General features: G+C 53.5%; 16 protein-coding genes. 9 read left to right on the top strand and 7 right to left on the bottom strand.

The annotated features are described in order from the left end of the window. Positions 1-9: 9 nt before the first annotated feature. Complete coding sequence (locus tag AACY98_RS06435) at positions 10-927, bottom strand: metallophosphoesterase (RefSeq protein WP_339803032.1); 918 nt, start codon at positions 925-927, stop codon at positions 10-12. A 20-nt stretch (positions 928-947) separates the two neighbouring features. After that, positions 948-1289 carry a GNAT family N-acetyltransferase gene (locus AACY98_RS06440; RefSeq protein ID WP_339803033.1) on the bottom strand — a complete coding sequence of 114 codons (342 nt, stop codon included), beginning with the start codon at positions 1287-1289 and terminating at the stop codon, positions 948-950. 282 nt (positions 1290-1571) lie between these two features. On the opposite strand from AACY98_RS06440, the gene AACY98_RS06445 reads away from it, so the two are divergent. The 5 genes from AACY98_RS06445 to AACY98_RS06465 all read left to right on the top strand — a co-directional run bounded on the left by AACY98_RS06445 (position 1572) and on the right by AACY98_RS06465 (position 6541). Further along, complete coding sequence (locus tag AACY98_RS06445) at positions 1572-2300, top strand: phosphatase PAP2 family protein (RefSeq protein ID WP_339803036.1); 729 nt, start codon at positions 1572-1574, stop codon at positions 2298-2300. 236 nt (positions 2301-2536) lie between these two features. Continuing rightward, the gene (eptA, locus tag AACY98_RS06450) at positions 2537-4189 is read left to right on the top strand and encodes a phosphoethanolamine transferase EptA (protein WP_339803038.1); all 1653 of its coding nucleotides are present in this window, start codon (positions 2537-2539) and stop codon (positions 4187-4189) included. A gap of 56 nt (positions 4190-4245) precedes the next feature. Beyond that, entirely contained in the window at positions 4246-4908 is a 663-nt protein-coding gene (pmrA, locus tag AACY98_RS06455) for a two-component system response regulator PmrA (protein WP_339803041.1), read from the top strand. Beyond that, complete coding sequence (gene pmrB, locus AACY98_RS06460) at positions 4905-5993, top strand: two-component system sensor histidine kinase PmrB (RefSeq protein ID WP_339803044.1); 1089 nt, start codon at positions 4905-4907, stop codon at positions 5991-5993. The genes pmrA and pmrB overlap by 4 nt, the downstream gene beginning before the upstream one ends. A 119-nt stretch (positions 5994-6112) precedes the next feature. Next, positions 6113-6541, top strand: a complete 429-nt coding sequence (locus tag AACY98_RS06465; protein WP_339803047.1) for an acyl-CoA thioesterase — start codon at positions 6113-6115, stop codon at positions 6539-6541. Positions 6542-6713: 172 nt separating this feature from the next. On the opposite strand, the gene dnaG is transcribed toward AACY98_RS06465, so the two are convergent. After that, a complete protein-coding gene (gene dnaG, locus AACY98_RS06470; RefSeq protein ID WP_339803050.1) occupies positions 6714-8594 on the bottom strand; it encodes a DNA primase in 1881 nt (626 codons plus the stop codon). A gap of 131 nt (positions 8595-8725) precedes the next feature. Further along, positions 8726-9436 carry a YggS family pyridoxal phosphate-dependent enzyme gene (locus AACY98_RS06475; protein ID WP_339803053.1) on the bottom strand — a complete coding sequence of 237 codons (711 nt, stop codon included), beginning with the start codon at positions 9434-9436 and terminating at the stop codon, positions 8726-8728. A 64-nt stretch (positions 9437-9500) separates the two neighbouring features. On the opposite strand from AACY98_RS06475, the gene AACY98_RS06480 reads away from it, so the two are divergent. The 3 genes from AACY98_RS06480 (at position 9501) to AACY98_RS06490 (ending at position 12692) form a co-directional block, all read left to right on the top strand. Beyond that, complete coding sequence (locus AACY98_RS06480; RefSeq protein WP_126981104.1) at positions 9501-10544, top strand: type IV pilus twitching motility protein PilT; 1044 nt, start codon at positions 9501-9503, stop codon at positions 10542-10544. A 24-nt stretch (positions 10545-10568) separates the two neighbouring features. Then, entirely contained in the window at positions 10569-11705 is a 1137-nt protein-coding gene (locus AACY98_RS06485) for a PilT/PilU family type 4a pilus ATPase (protein WP_126981105.1), read from the top strand. A 78-nt stretch (positions 11706-11783) separates the two neighbouring features. Next, positions 11784-12692 (top strand): NAD(P)-dependent oxidoreductase, encoded by a 909-nt coding sequence (locus AACY98_RS06490; RefSeq protein ID WP_339803058.1) that lies wholly within the window; start codon positions 11784-11786, stop codon positions 12690-12692. Positions 12693-12774: 82 nt separating this feature from the next. On the opposite strand, the gene AACY98_RS06495 is transcribed toward AACY98_RS06490, so the two are convergent. The 3 genes from AACY98_RS06495 to AACY98_RS06505 form a co-directional block, all read right to left on the bottom strand. Continuing rightward, positions 12775-13452: a BON domain-containing protein gene (locus tag AACY98_RS06495; RefSeq protein ID WP_339803060.1), complete on the bottom strand. Its 678-nt coding sequence runs from the start codon at positions 13450-13452 to the stop codon at positions 12775-12777. Between the two features lie 68 nt (positions 13453-13520). Next, a complete protein-coding gene (locus tag AACY98_RS06500; protein ID WP_126981108.1) occupies positions 13521-14114 on the bottom strand; it encodes a phosphoheptose isomerase in 594 nt (197 codons plus the stop codon). A 38-nt stretch (positions 14115-14152) separates the two neighbouring features. Beyond that, positions 14153-14539: a YraN family protein gene (locus tag AACY98_RS06505; protein ID WP_339803063.1), complete on the bottom strand. Its 387-nt coding sequence runs from the start codon at positions 14537-14539 to the stop codon at positions 14153-14155. 174 nt (positions 14540-14713) lie between these two features. Here AACY98_RS06505 and rsmI point away from each other — a divergent pair, with 174 nt between their 5' ends. Further along, positions 14714-15634: a 16S rRNA (cytidine(1402)-2'-O)-methyltransferase gene (gene rsmI / locus AACY98_RS06510; protein WP_339803066.1), complete on the top strand. Its 921-nt coding sequence runs from the start codon at positions 14714-14716 to the stop codon at positions 15632-15634. Positions 15635-15641: the final 7 nt, after the last annotated feature.

Here is a 15641-nt window from a genome sequence, read left to right on the forward strand (position 1 = left end):
ACAGTGCCTTCAATCCACATAGGCAAAATGCGTATCCGTCAGTTCTGCCTCTCCCTGCCAGCGATACGCCACCAGCTTGCCAGCCGGTGAAGCTGCAGAATAATCCACACAGGCAATATAAGGCGACAGGCACTCAGGTTTGCCCGTGAGCCAGTAGTGGCCGATGAACACCGGCACCTTATCCTGATAACCCTGCCCGACAAAATGGCTGTCAACCGCCGGCAACTGCGCGGCAATATCATCACCAATCACCAGGTCACGCCAGGTTGCTCCGCCCTGCAGCCACCATTTCACACGCGTTTTACGCCGCATGACATAGTCTTTATCATAAAAAAACACGCCATCAGGCAGCGCAACTTCCTGGCCTTTGAGCAACAATTCGGTCGCCAGAAATTCGGGTGAACCCTCTTTGAACAAAACCGGCCAGGCATCCTCTTTGACCGTGTTGCTTTCTGTCAGATAAGGCTTGAGTGTCGCCATCGCCTGCTGGTCCCAGCACGCATGTATGACACGGATATTGCCCAAATCCAGCCACATCGGCAGCGTTTTGAACCAACTCACCCACTTGGCATGCAGCGGGGAAAACTCCTTGACCGCATCCAGAAAAGCTGTATGCTGCCTGCGGTTCTTCTCGTCATGAGAGCGCAAGTAGGTTTCTGATGCATCAGAGGTGGGCGTATGCCACCCGATGGCATTCACCTCGTGATTTCCCATCACCGCCAGCGCACTGCCGGCATCCACCATGGCTTTCACCGTTTCCAGCACAGCCAGTTGTTTGGGGCCACGGTCGACAAAGTCGCCTAAAAAGATGACTTTGCGCTCCTCATGCCCCCAGACGTCATTGACCCGCTCGTATCCCATGTGTGACAGCAAGGCAAACAACCGCCCCGCCTGTCCGTGTATGTCTCCAATAATGTCGTATTTCATATTCATCCTGATTTTAATTATCAGCCATCCCTAGCATAACGCATATGCAGCAAAGGAAACGGATTGCCCTGCTGATCATATGCCGAGCGGCCAACCACCTCAAACCCCATATGCTGATAAAACCCCACGGCCTGCGGGTTTTGCTCATTGACATCCAGTGAGTTCACATGCCAGTGCTCGATGGCATAACGCAGCAACGCCTTCCCGGCTCCGCAGCCATGGCAGCAAGGCTCGACAAAAAGCATTTCAACATGCTGGCCACGGGCACCAAGAAACCCTACGATGCGCTCCCGTATGCCGACAAGACCTGTGACATGCGACATTGCCGGTAAATAATTGGTCGCAATTTGAGGTTTGAGCAATTGAATATCTTTTTCAGATAAAAAATGATGGGTTGCCCGCACTGACGCCTCCCAGATATCTGTCAGTTCAGCGTATCTGCCAGCATCAGGCGTTATGAATGAAAATCTTCTATTCTGTGAGTTCAATTGTTTTTCTTGTTAATGTTTTTTTAATAATGTCTCAGTAAGCTATATGTATGAATATAGCAATCAATTGAGATCTTATCAAACATGGAAAATGCTGTCTCTTGTCACCGCAGATCATGCATCAATAAAGCATCGCTGACTTTGTTGATCATCGGGATGCTCATTTTATTGAGTGTCCCCTGTGCGGTGCTGCTCTTTGGCTGGCAATGGGACCCGGCCAAAATACCTGCGACCTACCTGTACCCGTTTGCCTTGTTCAGCCAAAGCGCAAATGGCGTCATTGCCATTCTTTTTTGCGCCGTTCTGTTATGGTACCTGAAGCTGCCGCTCAAAAAAAGCCTGCTTTTATTTATCATTCTTCTGGTCACAACATTGGCCGGCCTGGCCATCAAGTCCATTGCCAAAGAAGTGACAGATGCCCCCAGACCCTATGTTGTCTGGCTGGAAAAAAACGGTTATATCCAAGAGGCTGACCACTTTTATGACCTGCCCCATAAAAGCGCATTTGTCTCACAGCAGGACATCCCGGACGAGCAGGTGTCCGAATGGCAGCAGGAATACTGGGCAAGCAATACCGGCTATTCGTTCCCCTCAGGGCATACCCTGTTTGCCGCACAGTGGGCATTGACCATGTTGCTCCTGTTATGGCGCAAAAAGGCCTATCTGCCCATTACACTGACGCTGCTGTGGGCCATGGGCGTGGAAGCCAGCCGCCTGATTTTAGGCATGCACTGGCCTTCAGATTTGATCATGTCATGCGCACTGGCGGTTGTGATGGTATGGATAGCCAGCCTTTGCTGGGACCGCTGGATATTTACGCCACCCAACAGCGCAAATGCACCGCCTCCGGTTACCCATCCGGCCATACCGACCGCCAGAATTTAAACCACTGTGATCCGCTTTCCAAAAATCAAGGGCCTTCAATCAGGCCCTTTTCTTTATCGCGTCACCTGCACACGGATATAAAAACCGCTTCAACACAGCCATGACCAGCGGGCCCTTTCTCCCGTTCCGTCTTTGCCATTCTCCTGTAACCCCATGATAAAAACACGCTTAAGGTTTTATTAATGTTGGCTCTCTAGACTGCTGCCTTATTACTAGATTTCTCATTAGAAAACCTCATGGGCAACACAAAAGACACCTCACACAAGTTTGCTGTCAAAGAAAGTACGCTGATCATCATCGCCGCCCTTTTCTTTGCTTCATTTGAAAATATTGCATTCTGGAAAAAGGCACTGGAGCTCACTGCATTGGATTCAATGCAAAACATACTTTTTCTGGCATCGCTGCTCACCTTTTTTGTCTGCTTTTTTATTCTTTTCTTTTCGGTGCTGTTATGGCGCCCGCTGACAAAACCGCTGCTCATCGTTTTGCTGCTGATCAGCGCAGGGGCGAATTACTTTTCCATCAGCTACGGCATTTACATTGACCGGGAAATGATACGCAATGTTTCACGGACCAATGCACATGAAACGCTGGCACTGATCACCCCGCAATTCCTGCTGTGGTTCACCCTGCTGGGCATACTCCCTGCCATTCTTGTCTGGAAAGTACGCATCACCCCGGCCCGCTCTGCACTGCGTGGCATTGCAATCAGGATATTTGGCATGGCCGCAGCCGTTGCTCTTATTGGCATTACCGCTGTGCCCATGTACAAGGACTATGCCTCTTTTTTCCGTAACAACAAAGACATTGTCAAACTGATCGCACCAACCAACTTCATTCATGGCTCTTACGCCTTCGCCAAACAAACAATCCGGGCCAATCAGCCCTTGCTGCAGATTGGACTGGATGCCAAACAGGTTTTCCCTGATGAAGGCGCACATAAACCAACACTGTTTGTCCTGGTGGTCGGAGAAACCGCAAGGGCTGCAAACTTCTCCTTGTTTGGTTATGAACGCAATACCAACCCCTTGCTGGCACAGCAGAATAACCTGCTTGCTTTCCAGCACACCTCATCCTGCGGCACTGCGACGGCCACATCGGTTCCCTGCATGTTTTCCAACATGGCACGCGTCAATTACTCGTCGGACCTTGCCGACCGGCAGGAAAATCTTGTCGACATATTGTCCAGAGCAGGCGTCTCCGTCTTATGGAACGAAAACAACACCGGCTGCCAGGACGTATGCAACCGCCTGCCCCTCTCAGTTCCGATTGCTGCATTTACCCCGTCCGAAGATTGTCCGGAAGGCCTTTGTTATGACGAGCACCTGCTCGACAACGTCAGCCAATACATTGCCGACCAGAAAAACGGTGACATTTTCATTGTGCTGCACACCATCGGCAGCCACGGCCCCAGCTATTACCGCCGTTATCCACCAGCCATGCCCGGACAGTTTACCCCCCCGTGTGATACCAACCAGATTCAGGGCTGCTCTAAAGAATCGCTGGTCAATACATACGACAACACCATTGTGTATACCGATTACATGCTGAATCAGACCATTGAACTGCTCAAAGGTTATGAAGACCGCTACGAAACCGGCATGCTCTATGTTTCCGACCATGGCGAATCGCTGGGTGAAAGCGGCATGTATCTGCATTCTGCACCCTACATGATTGCCCCCAGTGAGCAGACCCATGTGCCGATGATCTTCTGGTCATCTGACGAATTCATGCAAAAGCGCCGCATTGATTTAGCGTGCATGCAGCAAAATGCACGCGATAAAGAATACTCGCATGACAACCTGTTTCATACCATGCTCGGCGCCATGCATGTCTCTACAGTGGAATACAAACCCGAACTTGATCTCTTTTCAGAATGTCGGAGATAATCAGCATGGAACAGCAAGTATGTCCCTTAACGTCCGCGGTCCATGCCTCAGACACCATGAAAGTACTCATTGTCGAAGATGACTCCCTGCTGCGTAGCGGGTTAACAGAAGCGCTGGCGCAACAACACTATGCCTGCGATGCAACCAGCAATGCAAGCCAGGCCAACCGGCACATTCTGTCTCAGCAATACAGCGCCATTCTGCTGGACCTGGGCCTGCCTGATACCGATGGATTGTCGCTGCTTAGGCAATGGCGCAACCAGAAAATAGAAACCCCGGTCATGATCATCACCGCGCGTGATGCACTGGAAGACCGTGTGCAGGGACTCGATGCCGGCGCAGACGACTATCTGATCAAGCCTTTTGAACTGGTGGAACTTTTCGCCCGTCTGCGAGCGATTATCAGACGGCACCAAAACCAAAGCGACAATCTCATCACCGTTGGCAACATCGCGCTGGATCTGGCCAACCGGCAGGTGACCTTACACGGCAACCGGCTGGATCTCACGGCACGCGAATTTGCCATTTTGTCCCGCCTGATGCTGAAAAAAGGGCAGGCTGTTGCACGTGAAATACTTCAGCAGGACATCTACTCATGGCATGATAACCTGGGCTCCAACACGCTGGAAGTCTACATTCACCATTTACGCCAAAAGCTCGGGAAGGACACCATCACCACCGTGAGAGGCGTCGGATACCGCCTGGAGGACACCCTTTGAAATCATTGCGTGGCAAACTCCTGCTGGCTATCGGCCTGATACTGTTGACCACGCAGGCCATCAGCATCAGCTGGGTCTGGTATGAAAGCCGCGAACAGATCGAACTGCTGGTACAGCATGCACTGGAAACAGACGCTGAAAGTATCCAGGAAATTGACGCCGATATTCAGCACGAAATCAAGGAAACCATTGCCGCGCTGTTTCTGCCTGCCATTGTCACCATCTTAGTCGCCCTGGTCCTTATTTTCATTGCCGTCTCACGGCTGACCCGCCCGTTGCAACAACTCCGCGAGCAGATTGAGGACAAAAACCCCTATAACCTGGAGCCGCTTGCCATTGTGCACGCCTCTTCAGAAATCAATGCCTTTGTTCAGGCCATCAACCACCTGCTGGAGCGACTTGAAAGCGGGTTCGAAAATGAACGTCGTTTTACCGCCGATGTGGCACACGAGTTGAGAACACCTCTTGCAGGGCTGCGGCTGAATCTGGAGCTTTTATCACAACAGCATGTTTCCCAGGCTGATCTGCTGATTGCCCGCATTGACCAGATGATGATTTCCATAGAGCAGTTACTGCACCTGGCCCGTGCCGGCCAGAAACTGCTGGAAGGCAACGGTGTGCGCATTGATCTGGTGGACGATGTCATCGCACCCACCCGGATGGAATGGGAGGAAGACCCGACATCGCCCTACCCCATTGAATGGCAAATTCCGACGCATGCGTATATCACCGGAGATTCCGGGCTGATTTATACCCTGCTGCGCAACCTGCTAGAAAACGCCCGCCGTTATGCCCCGGACGGGCAATGCGCCATTGTCAGAGTCACACAAACCCCAAGCACAGTGGCACTGGAAGTCCTTGATGAAGGACCGGGCGTTCCGCAGGATAAAGTTTCCGTATTAACCCAGCGCTTTACCCGGCTTGATAAAACATCCCAAGGGCATGGACTGGGGCTCAACATTGTCACACGAATTGTGCAGGTACACCAGGGAACACTCACCATTGAGAACCGCAGCGATCGCTCGGGGCTGCATGTCACAGTGAGTTTCCCTTTGCCATCCGCGCGCAAACACAATAGCCATTAGTGGCATAATAAAAAAGTTTTTTGACACACATGCCTGCTTGCGCCGCGCCGTTTTATACCCGGCTGGCCTATAAAAATTTATCAGCAGACAGCGAGACAATCAATAAGGTAAACCTGTTCATGAACACTGATACACAATTCCCCGCCCCCCTGAAAGCCATTCCCGGTTACAAAGAACTGGTGCTGCGCGTGGTTCCCATGCCGGCTGACTGCAATTCCAACGGCGACATTTTCGGTGGCTGGTTGATGGCCCAAATGGACCTGGCCGGTGCCGCGCTGGCCTGCCGCGCCGCCAATGACCGCAAAATGGTCACCGTGGCTGTCAATTCACTGGTATTCAAACACCCGGTTGGTGTTGGCGATCTGTTGAGCTTTTATGCCGAAATCATCAAAATCGGCAATACGTCCATCACCATTGAAGTTACCGCCTATGCATGGAATGACGAAAATTTCATGGACACCCCGGTTAAAGTCACCGAAGCAACCATCACTTATGTGGCTATGGACAAAAACGGACAGCCCCGGCCTGTTTTACAGCACCGCGCCTGATCCCCTGCTGTTTTCCCTCTAGGACGGCCCGGCAAAGACTACCGTCTTTTTAAACACATCCATTTTTTATATGCCGGGTTGTCAATATAAAAAGCCGATAAATACCTAGCAGGAAAGCTGCTGGCAGAAAATGACCAGGGGGTTACTCTCCCCTTGCCCTGTACATGAACCGCTATGGCCTTCGGCCTGTTTTGAACTGCTGCAATATGCGCGCACTTTCTTCACGCTGACTGGCGCTGCGCATTTTGGCCAGGCACAGTTGCAGCTCTTCGGGCTGCATTTCAATGCCTGCCACAACGCCATCCATCAGGCTCATCATCATGTCATACCAGGGCTCTGTACGGGCCGCCTCCGATAACACCGCCCAACTCACCGGGCCGCGGTCCATCACAATGCGCTCCAGCCAGCTGAAAAAAGCCCCGTGCCAGCCAGGCTGACTGCACAGCGACTCCTGATCCGCAGTCGAAACATGCTCCCACCATTGGCTGTGCACCAGCAGAATACGGATGCCATGCTCCACCGGTGTCAGCGGTGCGCGTGCAAGCCGCGGCATGGCCGGTTCTCGCCTTGACTCGTTTGCCTTGTACGGCCGCCATGGCTTCCTTGTTTTTGCAGGCGCATGGCCTGTTGCAGAACGGAATGCCGATGTGTTCCCCGCATAGGGAGCCGAATCACCCCAGCGTGCATCATCCGGCATGCCATTGGCGGGCCCTGGCCTGGGCGCATCCTCCGCCTGCCTGGCCCATAGCCCCTGCAGATTTTCCACACTCATCTGGGCCACCTGGGCAATTTGCGCCAGCAGTTGCAACTTCAAAGCGCCATCTGCGGGCAACTGGCTCCAAAGCGGGAGCGCCTGTGCCAGCATGCGGGCACGGCCTTCCGGCGTGGTCAAATCACATCCTTCCTGCATGGTTTCAAGCAAAAAGCCTGACAAAGGCATTGCCTGCGCCACATATTGCGCAAATGCATCATGCCCGTGTTCCCGGATGAACGAATCCGGGTCATGCTCCTGCGGCAAAAACAGGAATTTGATGCTGCGCGTATCTTTGGCATGCAGCAGCGCGGCTTCCAGCGCGCGCCGAGCCGCCTTGCGGCCGGCAGCGTCACCATCAAAACTGAATACCACACTGTCCGTAAATTTGAATATTTTCTGCAGATGGTCTGGCGTACAGGCCGTGCCCAGCGTTGCCACCGCATTGGAAAACCCATGCTGCGCCAAAGCCACCACATCCATATACCCTTCGGTGACCAGCAGATAACCATACTGGCGGATATCGCTGCGCGCCTCAAACAGGCCATAAAGCTCATGCCCCTTGAGAAAGACCGGCGTTTCAGGAGAGTTCAGGTATTTCGGCTCCCCTTTATCCAGCACCCGCCCGCCAAAACCGATCACTTCGCCTTTCACATTGCGAATAGGAAACATGATCCGGTCACGGAAACGGTCATAACGGCGCCCCTCTTCCTGCCCCGGCACACCGCCCGCTTCGTGCACAATCACCAGGCCGCCCTCTACCAGTGCCGGGTCATCGTAATTCGAAAATACTTCCGATAGCCCCTGCCAGCCCATCGGCGCATAACCCAGGCCAAAGCGGCTGACCACTTCCTGACTCAGCCCTCTGCGCTGGACATAATCCGATGCCCGCCGGTCTTTCTTTAACGCGGCCTGCCAATAGTGTGCCGCCCGGGCGAGCAGATCCGTGAGCTGTGTCTGTTTGGCCTTACGCTGCTCCGCCAATGCTTTTTCTCTGGGGCTCACATCCTCTTCCGGAACCTTGAGGCCCAGTTGCTGTGCCAGATCTTTGACGGCTTCGACAAACCCCAGTCCGTTATGCTCCATCAGAAACCGGAGCGCATCACCATGCACACCGCAGCCAAAGCAGTGGTAGGTCTGCCGTACCGGACTGACAATGAAGCTGGGGGTTTTCTCGTTATGAAACGGGCAACACCCTTTAAAGTTAGCCCCCGTTTTTTTCAGGGTGACATAGCGCCCGACGACATCCACAATGTCGGCCCGGGCCAGAATATCCTGAATAAAACCATGAGGAATTGCCATGAATACGATGAACCTGTCTTTAATTTGCAACTATTGCGGCACTGTTGGCAAACCACCTGCCGTGGCAGTGTTTTCAAGCAGATGAAATTTTGAAACCCATGATCGGGATGCGCCTGGGGACTTCCCACCTGTCATATTTTAACCTTTTGCCCGTAATCCCTCTGCCCGAAAATAGCGCGCCCCACCCGCACAATGGTTGCACCTTCCTGAATGGCGGCCTCCAGGTCATCGCTCATGCCCATGGACAGCGTATCCACCGCATGGCCCGCCCGCTGCAGGTCGTGCAGCAGCTCACGCAGCAGCGCAAACGGCTGGCGCTGCGCAACAGGGTCTGTGCTAGGCTCAGGAATGCACATCAGCCCGCGCAGTTTCAGCTTGGGCAGGCGCACAATCTCTGCGGCCATGGCCGCGACTTCCTCCGGCATCACACCGCTTTTGCTCTGTTCTGCGCTGACGTTAACCTCCAGGCATACCTGCAGGTCATCCAGTGAATCCGGCCGCTGTTCGCTCAATCTGCGTGCAATTTTCATCCGGTCCACCGAATGTACCCACTGAAAATGCTGTGCAACGGCCCGGGTTTTGTTAGACTGTAGAGGTCCGATCATATGCCACTGCAAAGAAGGCGCATGCGACATAAAGTGTTGGATCTTGGTCACAGCTTCTGTGACATAGTTCTCGCCAAATGCCAATTGTCCTGCCGCAATGGCCTGTGCGATCGCATCAGTGCCAAATGTTTTGGACACTGCAAGAAGCTGCACCTGATCGGCAGAGCGGTCGGCCTGAGCGCATGCCCGAGCAATTCGTTGTTGAATATGATGTAACTGTAAGGGAATATCGCTCATAATCGTGAAAATCAAATAAGTGATAGCATACAGTCACTGTACTTCATGAGGGAATCATTCTGGTATGGATATTACACAATTACTGGCGTTTACCGTCAAAAACAAAGCATCTGACTTACACCTTTCCGCTGGCCTGCCGCCGATGATCCGCGTGAACGGGGACATCCGTCGCCTGAACGTCCCGGTAATGGAACACCAGGCTGTGCACGACATGGTGTATGACATCATGAATGATTCGCAGCGCAAAACCTATGAAGAAAACCTGGAAATTGACTTTTCCTTCTCGATTGCAGGTTTGGCGCGTTTTCGTGTCAATGCGTACAACCAAAACCGCGGTGCAGCAGCAGCATTCCGTACCATTCCCAACAAGATCATGACGTTGGAAGAGCTGAACTGCCCCAAAATCTTTGAATCGCTGAGTCTGAAACCGCGTGGCCTGGTGCTGGTAACCGGCCCAACCGGTTCGGGCAAATCGACCACACTGGCAGCGATGGTCAACCACTACAATGAAAACGAGTATGGCCACATTCTGACCATTGAAGACCCGATCGAGTTTGTGCATGAATCCAAAAAATGCCTGATCAACCAGCGTGAAGTCGGCCCACAGACCCATTCTTTCAGCATGGCGCTGCGCTCTGCGCTGCGTGAAGATCCGGACTGCATTCTGGTAGGCGAGTTGCGTGACTTGGAAACCATCCGGCTGGCACTGACTGCTGCTGAAACCGGGCACTTGGTGTTTGGCACGCTGCACACATCCAGCGCACCAAAAACCATCGACCGTATTGTGGACGTGTTCCCCGCGGCTGAAAAAGACATGGTGCGAACCATGCTTTCAGAGTCTGTACAGGGCATTATTTCGCAGACATTGTGTAAAACCAAAGACAATGCCGGCCGTGTTGCCGCCCATGAAATTTTGCTTGGAACCTCTGCGGTACGTAACCTGATCCGTGAAAACAAACTGGCTCAGATTTACTCCACCATGCAGACCAGCACCGGTTTTGGCATGCAGACGCTGGACCAGAACCTGGCAGAAATGGTTCGCCGGGGCAGCATCAGCAAAGCCACCGCGCACTCTAAAGCACAGCATCCGGACAACTTCCCTGTTTAACTGCAACAAGGGTTTTATTGCATTATGGAACGTTCACAAGCCTCCAAATTTATTTTTGACTTGTTGCACCTGCTGATTGCACGTAACGGGTCGGATCTGTTCATCACCGAAAGCTTTCCGCCGGCACTGAAAGTGGATGGAAAGATTTTTAAAGTTTCTGAGCAGGCACTGACTGCACAGCACACCGCAGCGCTGGCGCGTTCAATCATGAACGACCATCAGGTCGCAGAATTTGAGCGCACCAGGGAATGTAACTTTGCCATCTCTCCGCCGGATATCGGACGTTTTCGCGTCAATGCATTTTTGCAGCGCGGCTCTGTAGGTATGGTCTTTCGTGTGATTCCAAGCGAAGTCCCCACCATTGACCAGCTTCAGTTACCGCAAATTCTCAAAGAAATGTCCATGTCCAAGCGCGGCCTGATCATTGTGGTGGGCGGTACCGGTTCCGGTAAATCGACCTCCATGGCCGCCATGCTGGACTGGCGCAACGAAAACAGCAGCGGGCATATCATTACCGTGGAAGACCCGATCGAGTTTGTGCACAAACACAAAAACTGCATTGTGACGCAACGCGAAATCGGGCTGGACACCGAGTCATGGGATGCCGCACTGATGAATGCCTTGCGGCAAGCCCCCGATGTGGTGCTGATGGGTGAAATCCGTAATCGCGATGCCATGGAGCTGGCGCTGAATTTCTCTGAAACCGGCCACCTGTGTCTGGCAACCCTGCACGCCAATAACGCCAACCAGGCCATTGAACGCATCATCAAATTCTTCCCGGATGAGGCACATCCCCAGTTGCTGACAGACCTCTCGCTGAACCTGCGCGGCCTGATTTCCCAGCGCCTGATTCCAAGGCAAACTGGCAAGGGCCGTGTGGCTGCCATTGAAATCATGCTGAACTCGCCGCTGATTGCCGACCTGATCACCAAGGGTGAAGTCGCCGAAATGAAGGAAGTCATGAAGCGTAGCCGTGACACCGGCATGCAGACATTTGACCACTCGCTGTATGACCTGTATGAAGGCAACGAAATCACTTATGAAGATGCCTTGCGCAACGCAGACTCGGTCAACGACCTGCGCTTGCAGATCAAGCTCAACAGTGACCGTGCGCGCCAAGAACTTGCAGCAACACCACTGTCTCTGGGGATTAAAGCGTAATCGCCTGATACGATACCGCGTATGCATTTATAACTGAGATCACTGGGTTAAATGAATGCATACGCAAGGGGCCATTTCATGCCTGAAACATCTTCCAAGACAAAGCACACGGTGGCCTTTATCGGTCTGGGAGTCATGGGGTTCCCCATGGCCTCGCATCTGCAACGCGCAGGCCACCATGTCACCGTTTATAACCGGACCGGCAGCAAAGCACAGGCCTGGGTAGAGCAGAACCCCGGCGCGCGCAGTGCGCCAACGCCGGCACAGGCGGCTCTCGGTGCAGACTTTGTTTTCAGTTGCGTTGGCAACGATGACGATTTGCGCTCTGTCACACTGGGCGAGCATGGCGCTTTTGCCGCCATGAAACCCGGCAGCATCTATGTCGACCATACCACCGCATCGGCCGATGTGGCCCGCGAACTGGCTCAGGCGGCCAGTCAAAAACAATTGCATTTTATGGATGCGCCTGTTTCAGGCGGGCAATCAGGTGCAGAAAACGGTGTTCTGACCATCATGGCTGGGGGCGAGTCCGCTGTTTTTGAGCGCGTCAAACCGGTCGTCATGGCTTATGCACGGGCATTCACATTGATTGGCCCTCACGGCAGCGGCCAGTTGGCCAAAATGGTCAACCAGATCTGTCTGGCCGGAATGGTTCAGGCCCTGGCCGAAGCCATTGCCTTCGGCCAAAAAGCCGGGCTGGACATGCCCCTGGTGCTGGATGTCATCGGCAAAGGTGCCGCCAGCAGTTGGCAGATGGAAAACCGTGGCCCGTCCATGGTGGAAAACCGCTTTGATTTTGGTTTTGCCGTAGACTGGATGCGTAAAGACCTGGGGCTGGCCATGGAGATGGCCAAGCGCACCGGAGCACGTCTGCCGGTCACTGCGCTGGTTGACCAGTTTTATGCCAGTGTGCAGGCCATGGGCGGCAACCGGCAGGACACCTCGGCACTGATCCGCTTGTTGAACGACAAAAACAAATCAGCCTGACCAAACAGCCAGGCTGATGACATCTTTTATCCCGCACAGACCCAAGTCAGTCCGTCGCGTGAACAAAGGTGCCCTAACGCCCTTAAGGGCGGACTTCAGTGGGCTCGCCAATGTTCTCTGTCGGACTGCTTTGGGCGTCTATTTTCATCAGGTCTTCTTCAGAAATAATCTCAAATACACGCACAACTTTCTGAACGCCCACCACAGTTGCCGCTTTTTCGCTGGCAAGCTGTGCCTCACGCATAGTCACAAGCCCCATCAGATACACCACAGAGCGCTCGGTCACCACTTTGATGTGCCCGGAAGAAAGATTCTCCACATTCGCCAAAGCCGTCTTCACTTTACCAGTGAGCATGGAATCATCGGTACGCACCCGCAATGATGTCACCGGCCCCACCGCCAAGGCATTCACCACGCTGCGCACATTAGCCACACGCCGCACAGTTTCTTCAGCCACAATTTTGTCATCTGAACTGCCCACTTCGCCAGTCAGCAGAACCTGACGGTTGAAACTGGTGACATTGATATGCGCCTTATCCGCCCCCAGCATGGAAGACAAATCCTGCTTGGCGCGCAATTCAATGGTCTGGTCGTCAATCTGTGCGCCTGAGGAACGGCGGTCTACCGCCGACATGACACCGGCACCGATCCCGCCGACAAACAGCACCGGGCACCCTGTCAACGTCACTGTGGCACCAGCCAGTCCTGCCAGCATCAGCGCACGTCTTGACCAGTTATTCTGTTTATCCTTATTTTGCATTATTCACCTCGCCTGTTGGTTCTCACCCGGTGTACAAACACCCTACAATCATAAAACACCCGTCATTTTTAGACAGTGTCTGCTCCCAGCAGCACATTATCAACGCCTTCGCACAGGCAGTGCAAGATCAGAATATGCAGCTCCTGAATTCTGGCCGTGCGGTTATGCGGTACCGTGATATGCAGATCGGTCTCCTGCACCATATCCAGCATCTTGCCGCCGCCTTTACCCGTCAGGGCAATCACCGTCATCTCCCGCTGGTGTGCAGCTTCAATCGCTTTCATCACATTGGGCGAATTGCCGCTGGTGCTGATACCCAGCAACACATCACCCGGGTTGCCCAGCGCCTGCACCTGGCGGGAAAATACCACATCAAAACCATAGTCGTTGCCGATGGCCGTCAGCGCAGAAGTATCCGTATTGAGCGCAACCGCCGCCAGCCCGGGGCGTTCACGTTCAAAGCGGCCAGTGAATTCCGCCGCAAAATGTTGCGCATCTGCGGCTGACCCGCCGTTACCGCACACCAGAATTTTGCCGCCATTGGTCAGTGCATCGACAATGATCGACACGCCGCTGGCAATAATCGGCGCCAGTTGCTCCGCAGTCTGGTACTTCAGATCTGCACTTTCAAAAAAAGCCTGTTGAATACGTTGCTCAAGCATGTTATTTCCAATTCCTTATCAAAGCATACGCCTGCAATCTAGCCATTATCCCTCACTTCAAAAGCACTTCTCAACCATAAGGGCTGAGTCAGTGCTTCATCTTCAAACGCCACCACATCAAACCTGGCGGCAGGCACAGTACAGTAGCGCATCAGAAAATACCGTGCCGCCTGAATCAGCCGGCGCTGTTTCTGAGCAGAAATACTTTCGCCGGCCCCGCCAAAACCGGTATGGGTACGCAACCGCACCTCTACAAATACCACGGTCCCGTCACGCTCCTGCATCACCAGGTCCAGATCAGCCATGCCACGTCCGGCAGGCTGAAAGTTACGGGCCAGCAGACTCATGTTCTGTTTTTTCAGGTAGCGCAGCGCTGCATCCTCTGCACACGCGCCAGACCCTTTAGCAGCCCTATGCCAAAACATGGTTCTTTACACATTCCCCGGGCAAAAACTGCCCTGCTGACGCTATGATACTATGAATCCGGATTGGTCTTAAAGTTCAGCAGGCAACACCGACCCGCGACGGATGCCGTGCACCTGATCCCGATACAATGGCTGTATTGCAATTATTTGATGCCAGCTCGCACAAAAACGACCATGAGCGCTTATTCACATGATATCCTGCTGGAAGCGGCCAGCCAGATTGCCGGCACACAGAATTACCCGGATGCCACTTTATACCTTGTGCCAACCCCCATCGGTAATCTGGCAGATATCACGTTCAGGGCCCTTCATGTGCTGCAACTGGCAGATGCCATTGCCTGCGAAGACACACGCAACACGCGTCTGTTGCTCAGCCATTACGGCATTACGTCCAAAACGCTGTTTGCGCTGCACCAGCACAATGAACAGCATGCCACCGCTGAACTCCTGCGGCGCCTGCAGCAAGGAGAACGCATTGCCCTGGTAACCGATGCCGGCACCCCGGCCATTTCAGACCCTGGCGCCCGTGCAGTGGCCGCAGTCAGCCATGCTGGCCTGCGTATCGTCGCGCTGCCAGGTGCCAGCAGCGTCATTACTGCACTGTCGGCCGCAGGCATCACAGAGGGTGATGTTTTATTTCATGGGTTTTTACCCACCAAAGCCCAGGAACGCCAGCACTGTCTGACAGAACTGATCGCTTTACCCCATGCTGTTGTGTTGCTGGAAGCGCCGCACCGCATCGAAACGCTGGTTCAGGAACTGGCACAACTGGCTCCTGCACGCACTGTCACACTGGCGCGCGAGCTGACCAAACAGTTTGAGCAGATTGTCACATACCCGGCAGAACATCTGCCCACCTGGCTGCAACAACGCCCCGAACACAAAAAGGGCGAGTTTGTCTGCATCATTCATCCGCCTGCTGCCAAAACCGCATCTGATGCGGAGGCGCACGACGACGCGTTAACGCTGGCACTGGCACATATGCCAACCAAAGCCGCGGCACAGTTGATTGCACGCTTAACCGGTCAGCCCAAAAACAAACTGTATGAACGTGCACTACAGCTTAAAAAAAGCAATCCGCCCACAGATGCGTAATTTATTG

The sequence above is a fragment of the Saezia sanguinis genome, assembly GCF_963921665.1.
Taxonomy (GTDB): Bacteria; Pseudomonadota; Gammaproteobacteria; order Burkholderiales; family Burkholderiaceae_C; genus Saezia; species Saezia sanguinis.